At 60.3% G+C, this 13,843-nt stretch carries 8 protein-coding genes and 8 pseudogenes; 5 read left to right on the top strand and 11 right to left on the bottom strand.

The window, feature by feature from the left end; genetic code table 11:
• Window positions 1-64: 64 nt before the first annotated feature.
• The 3 genes and pseudogenes from QZ564_RS17250 to QZ564_RS17240 all read right to left on the bottom strand — a co-directional run bounded on the left by QZ564_RS17250 (window position 65) and on the right by QZ564_RS17240 (window position 2,418).
• A pseudogene (locus tag QZ564_RS17250) lies at window positions 65-1,609 on the bottom strand (IS66 family transposase).
• 72 nt (window positions 1,610-1,681) lie between these two features.
• The gene (gene tnpB / locus QZ564_RS17245) at window positions 1,682-2,032 is read right to left on the bottom strand and encodes an IS66 family insertion sequence element accessory protein TnpB (RefSeq protein WP_297112647.1); all 351 of its coding nucleotides are present in this window, start codon (window positions 2,030-2,032) and stop codon (window positions 1,682-1,684) included.
• A complete protein-coding gene (locus QZ564_RS17240) occupies window positions 2,029-2,418 on the bottom strand; it encodes a transposase (RefSeq protein WP_297112644.1) in 390 nt (129 codons plus the stop codon). Before QZ564_RS17240 ends, tnpB (QZ564_RS17245) begins: the two co-directional genes overlap by 4 nt.
• A gap of 85 nt (window positions 2,419-2,503) precedes the next feature.
• On the opposite strand from QZ564_RS17240, the pseudogene QZ564_RS17235 reads away from it, so the two are divergent.
• Window positions 2,504-3,318 (top strand): annotated as a pseudogene (locus tag QZ564_RS17235) (IS110 family transposase); the annotation flags it as partial.
• A 298-nt stretch (window positions 3,319-3,616) separates the two neighbouring features.
• Window positions 3,617-4,845 (top strand): IS3 family transposase gene (locus QZ564_RS17230; RefSeq protein ID WP_297112641.1). Its coding sequence is split into 2 segments (ribosomal slippage): window positions 3,617-3,965 and window positions 3,965-4,845, totalling 1,230 coding nucleotides; the frame shifts between segments, so codons are not numbered across the junction.
• A 119-nt stretch (window positions 4,846-4,964) separates the two neighbouring features.
• Here QZ564_RS17230 and QZ564_RS17225 read toward each other — a convergent pair.
• From QZ564_RS17225 to QZ564_RS17205, 5 genes and pseudogenes are all read right to left on the bottom strand, one after another.
• Window positions 4,965-6,317 carry an O-antigen ligase family protein gene (locus tag QZ564_RS17225; protein ID WP_297112638.1) on the bottom strand — a complete coding sequence of 451 codons (1,353 nt, stop codon included), beginning with the start codon at window positions 6,315-6,317 and terminating at the stop codon, window positions 4,965-4,967.
• 448 nt (window positions 6,318-6,765) lie between these two features.
• A pseudogene (locus tag QZ564_RS17220) lies at window positions 6,766-8,198 on the bottom strand (IS66 family transposase).
• Between the two features lie 127 nt (window positions 8,199-8,325).
• Window positions 8,326-8,670 carry an IS66 family insertion sequence element accessory protein TnpB gene (gene tnpB, locus QZ564_RS17215; RefSeq protein ID WP_297112634.1) on the bottom strand — a complete coding sequence of 115 codons (345 nt, stop codon included), beginning with the start codon at window positions 8,668-8,670 and terminating at the stop codon, window positions 8,326-8,328.
• Window positions 8,671-8,813: 143 nt separating this feature from the next.
• A complete protein-coding gene (locus QZ564_RS17210) occupies window positions 8,814-8,984 on the bottom strand; it encodes a transposase (RefSeq protein WP_297112631.1) in 171 nt (56 codons plus the stop codon).
• Between the two features lie 77 nt (window positions 8,985-9,061).
• A pseudogene (locus QZ564_RS17205) lies at window positions 9,062-9,349 on the bottom strand (integrase core domain-containing protein); the annotation flags it as partial.
• Between the two features lie 131 nt (window positions 9,350-9,480).
• Between QZ564_RS17205 and QZ564_RS17200 the strand changes: the two are divergent.
• A complete protein-coding gene (locus QZ564_RS17200) occupies window positions 9,481-10,773 on the top strand; it encodes an IS110 family transposase (RefSeq protein ID WP_297112627.1) in 1,293 nt (430 codons plus the stop codon).
• Window positions 10,774-10,983: 210 nt separating this feature from the next.
• Here QZ564_RS17200 and QZ564_RS17195 read toward each other — a convergent pair.
• Window positions 10,984-11,675 (bottom strand): annotated as a pseudogene (locus QZ564_RS17195) (IS3 family transposase); the annotation flags it as partial.
• 65 nt (window positions 11,676-11,740) lie between these two features.
• On the opposite strand from QZ564_RS17195, the pseudogene QZ564_RS17190 reads away from it, so the two are divergent.
• Window positions 11,741-12,754 (top strand): annotated as a pseudogene (locus tag QZ564_RS17190) (IS110 family transposase).
• Window positions 12,755-12,988: 234 nt separating this feature from the next.
• On the opposite strand, the pseudogene QZ564_RS17185 reads toward QZ564_RS17190, so the two are convergent.
• Window positions 12,989-13,105: pseudogene (locus tag QZ564_RS17185) on the bottom strand (transposase); the annotation flags it as partial.
• A gap of 154 nt (window positions 13,106-13,259) precedes the next feature.
• On the opposite strand from QZ564_RS17185, the pseudogene QZ564_RS17180 reads away from it, so the two are divergent.
• Window positions 13,260-13,592 (top strand): annotated as a pseudogene (locus QZ564_RS17180) (transposase); the annotation flags it as partial.
• Between the two features lie 23 nt (window positions 13,593-13,615).
• Here QZ564_RS17180 and QZ564_RS17175 read toward each other — a convergent pair.
• Window positions 13,616-13,843 (bottom strand): adenylyl-sulfate kinase (locus tag QZ564_RS17175; protein WP_297112625.1); only part of this gene is annotated, 228 nt, incomplete at its 5' end.

The raw sequence follows: 13,843 nt of genomic DNA, 5'->3' as shown, positions 1-13,843 counted from the left end.
TGATCGTTCATGGAGGGCGCCTCGTTGCTGGTGGTTTCCGATTATGCCGCCAGAGCCAAGAGCGTCAATCGCCCAGCTTTGCAGCATAGTTCCACGGCAGCAGATCGTTGATGCGGCTCTGCTTGTGGTCGGTGACGATGGCGTGGAGTGTCGCGGCCAGCCAGGCGTAGGGATCGACGCCGTTCAGCTTGCAGGTTTCGATCAGTGAGGCGATGACGGCCCAGTTTTCAGCGCCGGCGTCGTGACCGGCAAAGAGCGCGTTCTTCCGGTTCAGCGCGATCGGACGGATGGTCCGCTCGACGGCATTGTTGTCGAGCTCGATGCGGCCATCGGCCATGAACAGCGTGAGCCCTGTCCAGTATTTGGCGATGTAGCTCAAGGCCTCCCCGAGAGGCCCTTTCGCGGAGACGCGGGCGCGATGGAGCTCGAGCCATGCCTTTATTCGGGCAACGGCTGGTTCGGATCGTTCCTGGCGAGCAGCAAGACGCTGTTCAGGGCCGAGGCCTCGGATCTCGGCTTCGATGGCATAGAGCTCACCGATGAGCCGCACACCCTCTTCTGCAATCGGGGCAGTGCCGGCGCGTGTGATCTCAACCAGCTTGCGGCGAGCATGGGCCCAACAATAGGCGAGCTGGATACCTGGGCCGACGCGGCCGGGCGCGATCAGTCGATTGTAGCCAGCATAACCGTCGACCTGCAGAATGCCGCCAAAGCCCTGCAATATCCGTTCGGCATGAAGGCCACCTCGGCCCGGGGCATAGGTGAAGGCCACACCGGGTGGTGCGGTGCCATTCCAGGGACGATCATCGCGGGCCAAAGCCCAGAAGTATCCGGTCTTGGTTTTTCGCGCCCCAGGATCGAGCACCGGCGCGCGGGTTTCGTCCATGAACAGCTTCGATGACCGTTTCAGGTCCGTCATCAGGGCATTGTAGATCGGCCGCAGTTCGAACGCGGCCCGACCTACCCAGTCGGCGAGCGTTGAGCGATCCAGATCAACACCCTGCCGGCTGTAGATCTGAGCCTGACGGTACAGGGGAAGATGATCGGCATATTAGCTGACCAGGACATGGGCGACCATGGCCTCCGTCGGCAGCCCGCCTGGGATCAACCGCGCAGGTGCCGGCGCCTGCACCACGCCGTCCGTGCAGGAGCGGCAGGCATATTTGGGGCGACGGGTCACGATGACCCGGAACTGGGCCGGGATCACGTCGAGCCGCTCGGAGACGTCCTCGCCAATGCAGTGCAGCCCGCCGCCACAGCCACAGACCAGGTTTTGGGGCTCGATTATCTCTTCGATCCGCGGCAGGTGCTTGGGGAGCGAACCACGATTGGCGCTGCGCGGCTTGGCCGGCCGCCGGGCCAGTCGATCCTCGGCATCCTCCTCGGCCTGGACGACCGCGATTGCCGTTTCCAGATCCTCCAGCGCCAACTCGAACTGGTCCGGGTCGCTCTTTTCCGATCGACGCCCGAAGGCTGCCTGCTTGAACGCCGCGACCAGCTTTTCCAGTTGGGCGATCCGCTCATCCTTGCGATGATCACGCACCGCCGCGGCGATCAGCATCGCCTTCAGGGCAGCAATGTCATCGGGGAGTTCGGCGGCATCGAGCATGACCAGGAACTACCAGATCAGGCGCCGCCGATCCCGCAAAAAGACGAGCCCTGAGTCATCCTGACGCAGTCATTACACGGCTTCTGGAGCCCGCGCCTCCACCGCCCGAACCCGCCGCCAGTCAAGCCCAGAGAACAGGGCCTCGAACTGCGCGTGGCTCAACGTCATCAGCCCGTCCTTTTCCGCAGGCCAGGTGAACTCATGCTCTTCGAGCCGCTTGTAGGCCATCACCAATCCGGTGCCATCCCAGTAGAGCAACTTCAGCCGATCGGTCTTCCTGGCGCGGAACACAAAGACCGTGCCGGTGAACGGGTCCTTGTGCAGCTCGTTCTTCACCATCGCCGCCAGGCTGTCGTGGCCCTTGCGGAAGTCAATAGGCTTGGTCGCCACCATGATCCGCACCCGGTTCGAGGGGAAGATCATGAGACCGCCATCAGCGCGTGGACCACCGAGGCAATCCGGGCCGCCGAAGCGCCTGGCTCCAGCCGGATGGTCACCGAACCAACAACGACCTCCGGCCCAGCCGATGCCGCCGGCTCCGCCGCCATTGCCTCATCAACCGGAGAGACCATCAGCGTCGCAAACTCCACCGCATCCTCTGGTGCCGCCAGCACCAGCTTCCCGTTCCGCGCGAGGCTTCGCCAAGAGGAGACATGGTTGGCCTTCAGCCCATGCCGCTCCGCAACTTCACTAACGGTCGCCCCCGGTCGCAACGTCTCGGCGACAATCCGCGCCTTCTCTTCATCGGGCCACTGCCGATTGCGACGCCGCCTCCCGCCATTTGTGAGAAGCTCCAATGGAGCATCCATGGAGAAACTCCCGCACCAACTTCAACCAGTACGAAATCTCATGGCTGACAAAAGGACGGAAGGTGGGAGCGGCACACCGCTTACCGAAGTTCGCCTGATGCCGCCGGCATACGTGAAGCCTTACGGCAAACGTCAGAAGAACGATGCCGCAGATGCGGAGGCAATCTGCGAAGCGGTGACCCGTCCGACCATGCGGTTTGTGGCGGTATAGTCGACGGAGCGGCAGGGTGTGTTGGCGCTGCATCGAACGCGCGACTTGCTGATCCGCCAGCGAACCATGCTTTCAAACGCCCTTCGGGGGCATCTGGCCGAGTTCGGTTTCATCGCTGCTCAAGGCATTTCGGGCATGACTAAACTCATGATGGTGGTCGAGGAGGAAGCGGAGGCTCTTCCAGCAACGGCACGACTAGCCTTGATCCATATCGTTCTGCAGATCCGCAGTCTTCAGGAACGAGTTAAGGCAGTGGATGAGGAGGTAGTTGCCTGGCACAAGGCGAATGAGGTTAGTCGCAGGCTGGAGACAATTCCAGGCATCGGCCCGATCATCGCAAGCGCTCTGGTTGCCTCGATAACAGACGTGAAGGAATTTAAGTCGGCGCGTCAACTTGCGGCGTGGATAGGACTCCTGCCTCGGCAGAGTTCGAGTGGAAACCGAGAGCGGTTGGGGCACATCACCAAACAGGGTGATCCTTACCTGCGCCGGCTGCTGGTGATCGGGCCTCCGCAATGCTCCGATTTAGCAAGGAGGATGGTGTGGGCTTGAAAGCCTGGGCAGTTTCGTTGCGCAAGCGGCGCCCTGCAATGGTGGCCACTGTGGGATTAGCGAACAAGATCGCCCGAATAGTGTGGGCCATCCTCAACAACGGAACGACTTTCAGTACTCGGCTTTCGGCAATTTAAAGGCTCAGGCAGGTCAACGAACGGGTGAGGTGAGGATGACGTGATGGCGAACCGGTTTGGCCGGGGAAAGGGACACTCCGTGTCCGGTCTCGCACTTCGAGTGCGTCGTTTTGATAAGGGACCCTTTTCGCGGACTTCATCAAGGCCAACGACCAAGGGTCGGAAGGCCGGAGACATGACTGCACCCGACCAGTGAGCCGAATCGCCAAAAACACTCTTGCCCCGCGAGGGCCGTCCAGACATGACCGGACAGTCGGCATAGCCGATAAGGCATAGGCATGCGCCTATGAGTACGACCATGTCCAAGAGTTCTGGCGAGCCGTTTCGGCGGGTCGAAGTCATCACTTCCGTGCAGCGCCGACGGCGCTGGTCAGTGGCCGAGAAGGTTCGGTTGGTGGAGGAAGCGATGCAGCCGGGCATGAGCGTTTCCTACGTGGCACGACGCGCCGGCATTTCCCCCTCCCAGCTCTTCGCCTGGAAGCGTCGCATGCTTGAGGGCGGCCACGCAGCCGTTCAGGCCGATGAAGATGTCGTTGGCGCTTCCCAGGTCCGCGATCTGGAAAAGCGCGTGCGTGACCTCGAGCGCATGCTGGGTAAGAAGACCATGGAAGCCGAGATCTTGAGGGAGGCCCTGGATCTCGCCCGCCCAAAAAAACGGACCTCGCCCTTGCTGTCGTGGAGCAATCCCGAGGACGATACCCAATGAGCGTCATTGCCCGCACTCTGGGCGTCTCCAGGTCCAACCTGATCGAGCGCGCCAGCAAGCCATCCAAGCCGCGCGGACCTTATCGGAAGGCCGATGATGTGGCTCTTCTTGCCGAACTGCGTCCGATCATCGACCAGCGCCCCACCTATGGCTATCGCCGTGTGACCGCATTGCTCAACAGGCAGCGGCGCAAGGAGGGTAAGCCCACCGTCAACACCAAGCGTGTCCTCAGGATCATGCAGCAGAACGGGCTCACCCTTCAAAAGCATACTGCCCTGCGGCCCACCCGCACCCACGACGGTGTTGTCGTTGCCCTGCGCTCCAACATCCGCTGGTGTTCAGATCATCTGGAGATCCACGCCCGCAATGACAAGGTGGTGCGCATCGTCTTCGTCATCGACGCCTGTGACCGGGAGTTTGTCGCTTGGTCGGCCGTCGCTAATGCCGGCATCTCCGGCGAGATGGTCTGTGATCTGATGATCGCGGCTGTCGAACGCCGCTTCGGGACCCTCAAGGTTCCACACCGGCTGGAATGGCTCTCGGACAATGGCAGTGCCTATATCGCCAGACAGACCGCTCAGGTGGCAGCGGCATTGGGAATCGACCTGCTCTTCACCCCGGTTCGAAGCCCGCAGAGCAACGGCATGTCTGAGGCCTTCGTCAAAACCCTGAAAAGGGATTACGCCTCAACCGTTATCCTCCCAGACGCCGACACCATCCTGGCCTTGCTGCCCGAATGGATCGACGATTACTGTGAGGTCCACCCGCACTCCGGGCTCAAGTATCGCTCACCACGCGAGTTCCTGCGCCTCAGTGCCTAAACCCAACCGCCGCCTGTCCGGTGAAACGGGGTTCACTTCACTCTGACCTTATCCAGCAGCCTAGCTGGTGCCGTCGAAGTGGCCCCAGGCCCGATCGTAATCGGTGAGGGCTTCGGCCTTCATTCCCTGGAGCTTTCCGCTAATCTCATCGGGCTACGCAAAGCTGCTGGAACCGTTCCGAGCGGCTTGGCGAGATGTATGTAAATTAGCGCCGCCCCGAGCGAAGCCCAGACCACTATCATGCCAGGTTCACCATTCAGTGGCCCTGTGTTATGCGCCACACTGTTGACCAGAGTAGCGACAAAAGCCGTTATAGATATATGGCCAATGCATGAAATCTTCGGATCAGGATGGCGCAACAGTCTCCCTGCCCTACGCAATATCATCGACAGAAACACTATGAGAACAACCAAACCTGGAACGCCATAGTATAGAGTCATGTTTATCAAATAATTATGACTCTCAAGAGATATGAGCGCCAAACTAGATTCAGCAAACTCAATTCCACCCGCACTGTTGCTTTCAGCAAAATTCTGCGAGCCAATTCCAAGTGGGGACTGTATTATACGATTGAATGCGACAGCCCATAGAATTGGCCGCGCACTTGCGCTCGCGTCGTCAAACATTAGCAACCGACTGTCAAAGCCTATACTCGCGATCGGCAGCACGGCTAGAACCAATGCTGCGGAGGCGGATGAACCACCCAGTAGAAGCCCACGCGAGCGAGGACGCGCAAGCCATAGCGAGACGGCACCCATCGCGACTGCTGCGACCAAAGCCGACCGAGTACCAGACGCGACGGTCGCCAAAAGACAAAGCCCGAACATAAGGTATGCCCATCGCCTGAAACGAGGGAAATACAACGCGAAGGCCAAGCTGATCGCCGCTCCGATCAATACGGTATAGGAGTAGCGGACAGCCTGCTGACTGAGACCAGGGACACGCCCTGCGTCCCGCAGCCCACGCTGAAGGTGCAGTTCCTGCATTTCACGAAGTTGCCAGGCCCAGTCAAACCCCGCGCTCTGCAAGAGCCCTACGATCACCGATAGCATAGCGACTGCGAAGGCCGCCAGAATCGGGACAAGAGGGTGATGCCGAAACAGAACGCTGAGAATAACAAAGGCCGCAAGCGGCTGAACAAATATCGACGCCATATACTGCGGCGACCCTGCCCCCGTTGCCCAGTTCATGATCAAAGCGATGAGCATCAAGGTGCCGCCTGCCGCCGCAATCCGAAGTACAGGGCTAACCAACTTCCAGTTCGTTGATGCATATATGAAAACAAACGGCGCAAAAAAGGCTGAGAAAACATAACGGTATGAGATTTGGCCAAGCGCAAAGGTGTCGCTATAGTAGAACACCATCTCTATGAGGACGAAGGCCAACGCGACCAGCATCATCGGTTTTTTCAGACGCCACCTTCCTTGCGGAAGATGCTTTACCTCTGCAACGGCTATCACGCTACCACCCATCCTGCCCTCATTCCGGTTCTGATGATAAGCGGCGCAGGGAAACCGCGCAATGCCAACACTATAGCTTACGCGCTAGTTCACTTTTCGAACGGTGTGGAGAATGTCACACCACTACCAGGGGCGGCGTCGAGATCAACTTGCACGAAGTTGGTGCTCGTGGAAGCCCGCCATTCACTGGCCGTCCCAAGTGGACTGGTGGGCGTTATTGTTACGGACGATATGCCCGGATTCGCGCCCAACCCGTGTGCGTCTGTCCCGGTCGTGCTGGCTGCGCCTATTGTAATGGTCCCAGTTTTGATAACCCCATGGTCAGGGACCCACCGACTACCGTCATAATACGCAGATGCGCCCCCGAGCTGCGCCACCATTTCTGCTCTCATCCCCCTGATAAGGTCCGATCTCCCTTGAAGCGCCGTAGGGGTATACCGTAAGCGCGTAGCCGAGGCTGTTATGGCTTGAAGTTCCAGGGCATCAGTTCGGCGATCTGGCTGTTGGGCCAGCCGCCGGCGATGCGCTGAAGGGTCTGGGTCAGCCATGCGCGCGGATCGACGCCGTTCATCTTGGCCGTGGTGAGCAGCGTGGCGATTGTGGCCCAGGCCCGGCCACCATCATCGGAGCCGGCAAAGAGCGCATTCTTGCGCGTAATGGTCTGCGGACGGATTGCGCGTTCGACGATGTTGGAGTCGATCTCGATACGGCCATCGGCGAGGAAGCGCTCGAGGGCGGCGCGGCGGCTCAGGGTATAGCGGATGGCCTCGGCCAGTTTGGATTTGCCCGACAGGCGCGGCAGCTCCCGATCCAGCATGTTGAACAGCTCGGTGACAATGGGGCGGGCTCGTTCTGCCCGGATACTGGCACGCAGGTCGGCACCATGGCCGCGGATATCCTCCTCAATGGCCCAGAGTGGCGCCATTGCCTTGACCACAGCACCGGCAAAGGGCGAGCCATCGCTGGCATGCAGGTCGAAGAACTTGCGCCGCGCGTGGGACCAGCACCCGGCCAGGGTCATGGCGTCATTGGTGCCACGGTCCTTGCCCAGCCGGTTATAGGCGGCATAGCCGTCGACCTGCAGGATCCCGCGATAACCATCCAGATGCCGAGCGACGCAATCACCGGACCGAGAGTCCTCGAACAGATAGGCCACCATCGGCGGTCCTGATCCCCCAAAGGGTCGATAGTCTCGGGCATAGGCCCAAAGCCAAGCGGTTTTCACTTTGCCCGAACCCGGAGCCAGGGTCGGCAATCGGGTCTCGTCGGCAAAGACGCGTTCGCCCTGCAGAATCGTATGCAGCACATACAGGGCTAACGGCTCGAGTTCGAAGCCGACCCGGCCCATCCACTGGGCCATCAGCGAGCGATCCAGTTCCACACCATCCCGGGCGTAAATCTCTTCCTGCCGATAGAGCGGCAAGCCATCGGCATAGTTGCTGACCGCCAACTGAGCCAGCAGCGCCTCGGTCGGAATGCCGCCAGCAATCAGGTGATCGGGCGCCGGCGCCTGCACGATGCGGTCCTCGCCGTCAGCCCGGCGATAGGCGTATTTGGGGCGGCGGGTGACGATGACGCGGAACTTGGCGGGGGTCACATCGAGGCGCTCGGAGACATCCTCACCAATGCGCACGGCCTCCAGGCCAACGCAGTCGGCCGGCACCTCTGGCTCGATCACCTGCTCGATCCGCTCCAAGTGCGGGGCAAAGCCCTTGCGGGGACGTGAAGCACGAGGCGCTGCAGCCTGCTTGTCGCGTGCGGCTAGGCCGGCCTCGATCTCGCCAATGCCGGTCTCGATCTCGTCAAACACGAAGGCCATCTGCTCATCATCAAGCGGGTCGTGCCGCAGCCGTTCAGAGCGTGTGCCGTATTGGCATGGGCTGCAGCAATCATCGCCTTGAGGGCGTCGACGTCATCGGGAAGCTGCTGCGGATCGGCCGGATTCATGCCTGTAAGATGGCACAAAAACATCCCGGATTGCTTCAGGTTTTGCGCCAGTGAGTCAGTCTGCCGCAGGCTTTTACCCAGCCGATTGCGGGATGGTTTCAGGCACCGCGTGCATCCGTTTCCAGTCCATGCCATCGACCAGGGCCAGCAGCTGGGCATGGCCTAATTGAACGCGGCTGTGCCCGATTCGCGGCCAGCAGAACGCGGCCTTCTCCAACCGCTTGGCGTAAAGGCACAGGCCCGTGCCATCCCACCACACAATCTTGATCCGATCCGCCCATTTTGCCCGGAACACATAGAGCGAGCCGTTGAACGGATCTGCACCGGCATCGCGAACCAGGCCAACAAGACCGTCGGGTCCTTTTCTGAAGTCTACCGGCTGGCTGGCCAAAAACACCTTTACGCCCGAGGGGATCATGTGGACCGGATGACCCGAAGCACACGGCGCAGGTGATCTTCACTGACCGCGGGCCCAACCCGGACAGTGGCACCCTCGATGCCGATCTCGACAATCCCGCCCGAGGTGCCAGCGTCGTCGCCAGGCACTTCACGCCGTTCAATCTAGCCCTTGGCAATGGCTTTGCGCCGCCAGCCGAACAGTTGCGACGGCGACATCCCGTATCGCCGTGCCGTCGCCGAAACGTTCACGTCCGGGGTCAGCGCCTCCTCCACGATCCGCGCCTTGGTCTCGTCAGGCCAGCTGCGGCGCCCCGCCGCCGGACTGCTGTCCATCCGGCTCGGGACGACCTCCAACTGACGTGGGACCCGATTTTGGACCACCCGGCTGGGGGATTTCCCGGGGGTAGCACTCACGGCGGACCGGATTCGCCGTAGGCATTCATGAGCGATATCGGTGGTTTGTTGCCGATGGCGCTGTGAGGTCGGACCTCGTTGTAGTCTCGACGCCATTCCTCCATTTTCTGGCGGGCGTCGTCAAGGCTAAGGAACCAGTGCTGGTTCAGGCACTCGGCCCGGAACTTGCCGTTGAACGACTCGATGTACGCATTGTCGGTGGGTTTGCCGGGCCGGGAGAAGTCCAGGACCACATCCCTCTGATAGGCCCACAGATCGAGGTCTCGGGAGATGAACTCGCTGCCATAGCACATCGGGAAGCGGCGCGGCGAAGCTGGCTAGGGTTGCGCAGGCGCGCCGCTTTGCGAGGCCATGGTCGGCCAGCAGGTCTCTAAACTGGAGGTGTTCAACGCCTCGTTTTGGAGACTGACCGACCATGACCACCAAGCAGATTACGCCATTGGGCACCGTGCTGGTAGCGATCGATATCGCCAAGGCACGCAACGGAGTCCTCATTGAGTTTCCTGACCGGGTACGCCGGCGCAAACTCTCGATCCACAACACTCGCGATGACCATGATCGTCTGATTGGCTTCCTGGCCGAGACCGGCAAAACGGTTGTCTGTGGTTTTGAGGCTACTGGAAACTATCATCGGCCCATCGCCTGGCGGCTGATCCAGGCGGGGTTCGATGTACGATTGGTCTCATCAATGGCGGCCGCGCGCACGCGGGAGGCCTTGCACAACAGCTGGGACAAGAACGATCCCAAGGATGCTCAGGTAATCCTGCATATGCTGCGGATCGGCGCCACCCAGCACTATCACGACCCGCTGGCTGCCGGGATCAATGACGTGCAGGAACTGTCCAAGACCCATGAAGCGATCTCGCGTTCCAAGACTGAGATTTTGCACCGGATCCAGACTCACTACCTCCCACTCTATTTTCCTGAGATCGAGCGCTTCCGCCAAAACAGCCGCAGTGACTGGTTCTTTGGTTTCCTAGAGCTGTTTCCCACCCCAGCCAGCATTACCGCGATGGACCAGACGGCGTTCATCGAGGCTGCCTGGAAAGTGGTGGGCCGCAAGGTATCCAAGGCCGCGCTCCTGGCCGATATCTACCAGACGGCTAGAGTCTCCATCGCGCTGCCCATCCCGCTAGATTCGCCAGCGATCACCATGTTCCGCATGGTGCTGGCCGAAGCACGCAGCCTGATCCGACAACGCGATATGATCGAGAAGATGGCAGACGCCATGCTGGCGCAGAGCGCAGATTATCAGCACCTGCGCAAAATCCCCGGGATTGGCCCGATCGACGCATTGTCCATCATCGCCGAGGCTGGCGACATCCGCCGCTTCGGCCATCACCGCCAGTTCCTCAAGTTCTGTGGTCTGGATCTGTCAACGCACCAGTCAGGCGCCTTCCGCGGCCGCACCATGCTTTCCAAATATGGCAATGCCCGGCTGCGCCGCACGCTGTGGCTCGCTGCCCAGGTGGCCATCCGCCAGAGGGAGAATGGCTTCCGCGACAAGTTCGAGCGTTATATCGCTCGCGATCGGGACAATCCGGATCTGCGACGCAAGGCGCTCACCGCTATTACCGCCAAGATGGCCCGTGTCGTCCACGCCGTCGTCAAAAGCGGTTCCGACTACCGTCCCTTCTTTGAGGGGCCGGTGCCAGGTGGGGGAACCCCTCTCCGTGCTGCCGTGAGGGCGCCAAGCGCGACCCTGTAGACAATGCTTGGGTCTTCCACCTGGATCTGCATCTCGTCTTAAGGACGGTCAGGGCCACGGCGCATCCGTGGACCCTATGTTTGCTATGGCAGAGAACTCCTCCGTGCCGGTGGAAGCCGCCTGGATTGACGATGACCGGACAGCGGGTGCAAACTCCCGTACCGAGACCTGCTGCCCGATCTTCAGTTCCGCCTGCTGACATAGGACGTTGTCCACCCGGATCATCTTCGGATAACCCACCTCCTGGCAGACCCGCTCAAGCGTTTGCACAACATCTTCACCACGGTAGCTGAACCGCGGATCGGTGGCCGGCGCGTAGCGGGAATGGGTATCGACGATGGTCAGGATGCGCAGCTTCCGGCCGGTGGCCAACTGGTCGTGCACAAAGTCCATCGCCCAGATCTGGTTGGAATGGGTGGCATCCGTTCGGTCCTCCCTGAGCTTGGCCTTCACCCGTCGCTTCGGCGTCTTGTTGCGCAGCTGTAGTCCCAACTCGTTGTAAAGCCTACGAGTTCGCTTCATGTTGATTGGCCACCCTTCCCGAAGCAAGAGGACATGCACACGCCGATACCCGTATCGGACCCGGGTCTCGCAGATCTCTTTGATCCTGAGCTTGAGGTCGGCCTGCTCGCCGCGCTTGGACTTGTAGGTGTAGAGGGAGCGATCAATCCGCAGGGCTTCGCAGGCCCGACGCACAGACACCTTCCAGGTCTCCCTCACCACATCGACAAGCTGGCGCCGGCGGGCAGGCTTCAGAGCTTTTTTGCCAAGACATCCTGCAGCATGGCTTTGTCCAGGCTGAGATCGGCGACCAGGCGCTTCAGCTTGCCGTTCTCTTCCTCGAGCTGACGCAATCGCTTCACCTCGGACGGCATCAGCCCGGCATAACGCTTGCGCCAGTTAATGGGATGGACGGCTCTCCCTCATCGGATCACGCTGAGGGACCGCAAAGGGAAGGAGACCGGTTATGGAAGTCACATTCTTGGGAATCGACCTGGCAAAGAGTATCTTTCAGTTGCACGGAGAAAGTGCCGATGGACAGGTGATCCTGCAGCGGCGTGTGCGGCGTGATCGATTGATGGTCGAGATCGAGGCGCTCCCGCCTTGCACCATTGCCATCGAAGCCTGCACCGGATCTTTTTATTGGCAGCGCCGATTTGAGGCCGCAGGGCATCGTGTCCGCATCATTGCTCCGCAGTACGTTAAGCCGTTCGCTCAACATCAGAAGAATGATCGCAATGACGCTGCCGCGATCTGCCGCGCGGTTAGGCAACCTGACATGAGGTTTGTCCCCGGTAAGACTCTTGAGCAGCAAGACATCTAGGCGCTCCATCGTGGTCGGCAGCGGTTGGTGAATCATCGTACGGCCTTGGTGGCACAGATGCGTGGTCTGTTGCTTGACCGAGGTATCGCCTTTGCCCAGTCAATCACCCGCGCCCGCCGCGAGATTCTCGCAGTTCTGGAGGGTGATGCAGCTGAGATCAGCGAGCTGTTCCGGTCAATGCTGGCCCAGCTCTATTCAATTTTTCGTACTCTCGATGAACGTATCTCCTGGTTCGATCGGGAAATCGAGAAGGTATTTCGATCGAACGATACCTGCCGCCGTCTCGCGAAAATCAGAGGCGTTGGTCCAAAAACGGCAACAGCGATTATCGCCGCAGTGGGGGACGGTTCAGACTTTACCAATGGTAGGCACCTGGCTGCATGGATGGGGCTCGTGCCCCGCCAGCACTCCAGTGGCAACCGCCAGCGAATATTCGGTATCTCAAAGCGCGGAGACCGACATTTAAGGACTCTGCTTATCCATGGCGCGCGAGCCGTGGTTCGAACTTCAACTGCTCGAAACGACACACAGGCGACCTGGATAAGGGAGCTCCAAGCTCGACGAGGCGCGGCCAAGACAATCGTCGCGGTTGCCAACAAGAATGCCCGCATCATCTTTGCGATGCTGAAAGCGGGAACTGAATACCGGGCGGTCTGACCGCCGCCCGGAGAGGTGTGAACGATCAGAGAAGTGTACCGGCCGACGGGATCGGCGCGTGAGGAACCTGACTTTTATAATGGCTCTTGGAAGCCGCCCAGTTGTTGAGGCTCACGCCGCGCGGATTACCCATTTGGGCGCGCCAGCATCCCTGGCGACGCCGGATAGATGTTGGCACCCAAGTCAGCCGAAAACTGATTCAGATCGCTTGCACCGGGAGAGCCGTCCATAGATGTAGAAAGTGGCTTCGGAAATCCCCGCCTTGCGGCAGACCTCACCCACTGCTGTACCGTCCTCGGCCTGCTTCAGGACGAACGCGATCTGCGCCTCAGAAAACTTCGATGCCTTCATCGGAACTCTCCATCTCCCGGTCAGGGATCATACCTGGAAAATTCCAGCTCAGAATGGTCCGAATTGGCGGGGGCACGTCAGTTTTGGTCGAAGCCGCGGCGGCTTTACAAGCAAAATCCACGCCCTCGTAGACGGTTAGGGACGCCCTCTTGGCTTCGTCCTCACGGGCGGCGAAGCCTCCGACTACGAAGCCGTCGATGACCTGATCGCCTTGCCTCTTGCCAAACCCAGGGTGATGCTGGCCGACAAGGGCTACGACAGCGACGATGTCCGCGCCAGCCTGCTACTTAAGGGGATTCTGCCGGTCATCCCGCCCAAGGCCAACCGCAAAGAGTCCATTGCCTGCGATTATCGTGCCAACAAAGACCGCAACCGGGTCGAGCGCATGTTCAACAAGCTCAAGCAGTTCCTGCGCATCGCAACCCCATACGACAAGACCGCCGTTTCATTCCTTGGCTTCCTGGCACTCACCGCCGCAAAGCTATGAATGCCGACTTATGTCAATAGGGCCTAGTCACGCAGCATTCCGTAAACCTTACTTGCCATCTCTTCGGGCGTTTCAGTACCACCGTGTAGAACAACATCGGCGTTTTCGGGGGACTCGAATGGCGAATCGATGCCTGTGAAGTTGGTGATTTCGCCGCGGCGGGCCTTGGCGTAGAGGCCCTTTGGGTCGCGGCTTTCGGCCACCTCCAGGGGGGTGTCGACATAGACTTCGGTAAAGGCGATGTCCCCGGC

Source organism: uncultured Devosia sp. (assembly GCF_913055165.1).
Taxonomy (GTDB): domain Bacteria; phylum Pseudomonadota; class Alphaproteobacteria; order Rhizobiales; family Devosiaceae; genus Devosia.
Note: the sequence above shows the minus strand (reverse complement) of the source record. Positions and strands in the feature narration are given on the sequence as shown.

Excerpts from the sequence above, each read along its gene's own strand:
- tnpB (WP_297112647.1), bottom strand. The coding sequence starts at position 2,032 with ATGATCTTCCCCTCGAACCGGGTGCGGATCATGGTGGCGACCAAGCCT.
- QZ564_RS17240 (WP_297112644.1), bottom strand. The coding sequence starts at position 2,418 with ATGGATGCTCCATTGGAGCTTCTCACAAATGGCGGGAGGCGGCGTCGC.
- QZ564_RS17225 (WP_297112638.1), bottom strand. The coding sequence starts at position 6,317 with ATGGGTGGTAGCGTGATAGCCGTTGCAGAGGTAAAGCATCTTCCGCAA.
- tnpB (WP_297112634.1), bottom strand. The coding sequence starts at position 8,670 with ATGATCCCCTCGGGCGTAAAGGTGTTTTTGGCCAGCCAGCCGGTAGAC.
- QZ564_RS17210 (WP_297112631.1), bottom strand. The coding sequence starts at position 8,984 with ATGGACAGCAGTCCGGCGGCGGGGCGCCGCAGCTGGCCTGACGAGACC.
- QZ564_RS17200 (WP_297112627.1), top strand. The coding sequence starts at position 9,481 with ATGACCACCAAGCAGATTACGCCATTGGGCACCGTGCTGGTAGCGATC.